The organism is Bradyrhizobium sp. (genome assembly GCF_028868675.1).
GTDB lineage: Bacteria > Pseudomonadota > Alphaproteobacteria > Rhizobiales > Xanthobacteraceae > Bradyrhizobium.
In genome coordinates this window covers 1-3,915 of sequence record NZ_JAGWUA010000307.1, presented here as the reverse complement: position 1 = coordinate 3,915, position 3,915 = coordinate 1, and the positions used below count along the sequence as shown (strand labels likewise).

Genomic DNA, 3,915 nt, shown 5'->3' with positions numbered 1-3,915 from the left:
CGTCATCGGGTCGCGCTGCGGGATCACGAGGCCAACGCTGTAGTCGACGACGGGATCGACGATCGGAATGCTGCGGATGGAATCCGACAAGCCCAGCGTCTCCGCCAGCTTCGCCGGCATCACGCTCGCCCAGCGTCCGGTCTTGACGTGGGTATAGAGCACGAGCAGCGAATTCGAGGTCAGCGACGGCGTCGCCTCCGCGCCGACCGAACGCAACGCGCGGTCGATGATGCGGCGGTTCTGCATGTCCGGCGTCAACAGGCACAATGGCACCTGCCCGACTTCCTTCCACGTCACCTGCTTGCGGTCGCCGAACATGGCGTCGGGCGAGGTCAGCAGGCGGTAGCTCTCATTGTAGAGCGGGATGGTGCGCACCTTGCCGATCGGCTCGTTCTCGATATAGGTCAGCCCGGCATCGACCTCTAGATTTTCCAGGAGACCCAACACGTCCGCCGAAGTGCAGGACTGCACGCGAAAACTGACGTCCGGATAGCGCGCGCGGAACGGCGTCGTCAGTTGCGCCACCATGCCGAGCACGGTCGGGATCGCGGCGATCCGGATCTCGCCGGAGAGCTTGTCCTTGAGGCTGTTGATCTCCTGGCGCATGGCTCGGGCGTCGCCGACGATGCGCCGCGCCCAATCCAGCGTCCGCTCGCCCTCCGGCGTAAAACCCTGGAAGCGCGAGCCGCGCTGCACCAGCATCACGCCCAGGATTTCCTCGAGCTGTTTCAGCCCCGTCGACATCGTCGGCTGGGTGACGCCGCAGGCTTCCGCCGCCCGGCCGAAATGCCGTTCCTTGGCCAGCGCCAGGAGAAGTTCAAGCTTGTCGATCAAGCGCTGGTCCCCTTGAGAGTTCTCATCACGCGGAGAGTATCACGGCGCGGTTCCCGCCAGCACGCCAAAAACGCGCGGCGGCGCAGGCCGACGGTCATTTGCAGCCGCGGCGGACGGCCGTATACAGGTCGGGCAACGACCGAAAGAGCCGCTTCCATGCGCCTGACACGCCGGACCCTGCTTGCCGCTCCCGCGCTCCTGCTCGCGGCCCGCGGCGTGCGCGCCGCCGTCGTCACCGACGCCGCTGGCCGCGCGCTGGAGATTCCCGCGGCCGTCAGTCGCGTGTTTCCAGCCGGCCCGCCGGCGGCGATCCTGCTGTACACGCTGGCGCCCGACCTGCTGCTCGGCTGGCCGCGCGCCAACCGCCCCGAGGAATGCGCATTCCTGTTGCCCGATATCTGCGCGAGGCCCGAGATCGGCCGGCTCACCGGACGCGGCAACACCGCCAATCTGGAAAGCGTGCTGGCGCTGAAGCCCGACCTCATTCTCGACGTCGGCTCGACGACTCCGACCTTCGCCTCGCTCGCGATGCGCGTGCAGGAGCAGACCAATATCCCCTACGCGCTGCTCGACGGCCGTTTCGAAGCCACCGCGGCGACCTATCGCCTGCTCGGCGCGCTGACCCATCGCGATGCCGAGCCGCTCGCGGCCTATGCCGAGCAGACGCTCGCCACCATGACGCTACGCGTAAACCGGATCCCCGAGGACGAGCGGCCGCGGGTCTATTACGCACGGGGACCGCGCGGGTTGGAGACCGGACTCGGCGGCTCGATCAACGTCGAGACTCTCGAATTCCTCGGCGGACGCAACGTGGCGGGCGAGCAGAAGGGCGGGCTTGCGACCGTCTCGGTCGAGCAGGTGCTGGCCTGGAATCCCGACATCATCATCACCATCGACCGCGATTTTGCCGCCAACGTCCGCAGCGATGCGCAGTGGGCGGGCATCGCCGCGGTGCGCGACGGTCGGGTGCATCTGTCGCCGAGCCTGCCGTTCGGCTGGGTCGATTTTCCGCCCTCGGTCAACCGTCTGATCGGATTGTGGTGGCTGGCGAAGATCCTCTATCCCGAACATTTTCCCGAAGACATGCGCGAGCTGACGCGCGATTTCTTTGCGAAATTCTATCATGTGACGCCGCCCGACGCCGATATCGACCGTGTGCTCGCAGGCCGCGACTGATAGTCTGCCGGCGATGGCCCGCTCTCCTCTCCCCGGTCTGTTGATCTCTTTCGCGGTGCTGCTCGCGGGGCTGTTGCTCGCATTCACGGTTGGCCGCTATCCCGTCGGCCTCGGCGACCTCTTCGCGGTGCTCGCCGCAAAACTGACCGGCCATCCCTCGCAGGCGCCGGCCGCGGTGGAGACGGTGATCTGGCAGGTGCGCGGGCCGCGCGTGCTCGCCGCGAGCCTGGTCGGCGCGGCGCTCGCGGTGGCCGGTACCGCGTTTCAGGGCCTGTTCCGCAATCCGCTGGTTTCGCCGGACATTCTCGGCGCCTCCTCCGGTGCGGCGCTCGGCGCCGTCCTTGGCATCCATCTCTCGCTCGGCGTGCTCGCGATCCAGGCGCTGGCCTTTGGCGGTGGCCTTTTGGCGGTCGCGATGGTCTATGCGGTCGGCTCCGCGGTCGCGAGCCGCGATCCCGTGCTGGTGCTGGTGCTCGCGGGCGTCGTGATCGGCGCACTGCTCGGTGCCGGCGTCGGCCTGATCAAATATCTCGCCGATCCCTACAACCAGTTGCCGGCGATGACGTTCTGGCTGCTCGGCAGTCTCGCGGCCGTCGGCCCCTCCGACCTCGTCCCGCTGTTCGGACCGGTGGCGCTGGGGATGCTCGCCTTGCTCGCATTGCGCTGGCGCATGAACGTGATGTCGCTGCCGGACGAGGAGGCGCGCGCGCTCGGTGTCGCCACCGGGCCCTTGCGCGTTGCGATCGTCGCGGCGGCAACGCTCGTCACCTCGGCCAGCGTGGCGACCGCCGGCATCGTCGGCTGGGTCGGCCTCGTGGTGCCGCATATCGCGCGAACGCTGGTCGGACCCGATTTCGGCCGGCTGATCCCGGCCGCAGCCCTGATCGGCGGCGGATTCTTGCTGCTGATCGACACGCTGGCGCGCAGCGCGGCCCAGGTCGAAATTCCGCTCGGCATCCTCACCGCCTTCGTCGGCACGCCGTTCTTCATCTGGCTGCTCGCCAGCGTCTCGAAGACCTGGTCCGCGCCGTGATCCTGTCCGGCGACAATCTCTCGATCGGCTACCGCGACCGCCTGGTCGGCAGCGCGCTCGGCGTGCGGCTTGCGGCCGGCGAAGTGCTGGCGCTGCTCGGTCCCAATGGCGGCGGCAAGACCACGCTGCTGAAGACGTTGATCGGCCTGCTTCGACCCAAGGCCGGCGAAGTGCGGCTCGGCGATCGCCCGCTCGACGACTATTCCAGCCGCGAGCGTGCGCGGCTGATCGCCTATGTGCCGCAATCGCATGCGGCGACCTTCGCCTTCACGGTCGAGACGATGGTGCTGATGGGACGCACCGCGCATGGCGGGCTGTTCAGCCGGCCGACGGTCGCCGATCGCGCCGTCGCCGCACGCATGCTCGAGCGGTTCGGCATCGCCCATCTCGCCGAGCGGCCCTGCACCATGATCTCCGGCGGCGAGCGTCAGCTCACGCTGCTCGCCCGCGCGCTGGCGCAGGAGCCGCAATTCGTCGTGCTGGACGAACCGACGGCGAGCCTCGACTTCGGCAATCAGGGCCGCGTCATCCGCGAACTGCGCGCACTTCGCGCCTCCGGTCACGGCGTGCTGTTCACGACGCACGATCCCAATCACGCCATGGCCGCGGCCGATCGCGCCTATCTCCTGCGCCAGGGCGCAGAGGTCGGCGAAGGCCCGGTCGCGGACGTACTGACGCGCGAGAGATTGGAAGCACTCTACGGCGCGCGCATCAGGCAGATGCGCGATACGGCGACAGGCGCCGCGGCATTCCTGCCGGATTGATCGCGAGCGCTTCAACAATTTGTAGATTTCATGGGGCGGTGAGCGTGGCCTTTCCGATAGGTTTGGGTTTCCTCACTCGAACCCACGGAGAGTCAGATGCAAGCATCG

At 67.9% G+C, this 3,915-nt stretch carries 4 protein-coding genes; 3 read left to right on the top strand and 1 reads right to left on the bottom strand.

The window, feature by feature from the left end:
- Positions 1 to 834: LysR family transcriptional regulator (locus KGM94_RS24155; RefSeq protein WP_300264914.1), on the bottom strand; the 834-nt coding region annotated here is incomplete at its 3' end.
- Positions 835 to 990: 156 nt separating this feature from the next.
- Between KGM94_RS24155 and KGM94_RS24150 the strand changes: the two genes are divergently transcribed.
- From KGM94_RS24150 to KGM94_RS24140, 3 genes are read left to right on the top strand one after another with little or no spacing between them, the layout of a single operon-like run.
- A complete protein-coding gene (locus KGM94_RS24150; protein WP_300264912.1) occupies positions 991 to 2,010 on the top strand; it encodes an iron ABC transporter substrate-binding protein in 1,020 nt (339 codons plus the stop codon).
- A 13-nt stretch (positions 2,011 to 2,023) separates the two neighbouring features.
- The gene (locus tag KGM94_RS24145) at positions 2,024 to 3,043 is read left to right on the top strand and encodes an iron ABC transporter permease (RefSeq protein WP_300264910.1); all 1,020 of its coding nucleotides are present in this window, start codon (positions 2,024 to 2,026) and stop codon (positions 3,041 to 3,043) included.
- Entirely contained in the window at positions 3,040 to 3,807 is a 768-nt protein-coding gene (locus tag KGM94_RS24140; RefSeq protein WP_300264908.1) for an ABC transporter ATP-binding protein, read from the top strand. The genes KGM94_RS24145 and KGM94_RS24140 overlap by 4 nt, the downstream gene beginning before the upstream one ends.
- Positions 3,808 to 3,915 lie beyond the last annotated feature (108 nt).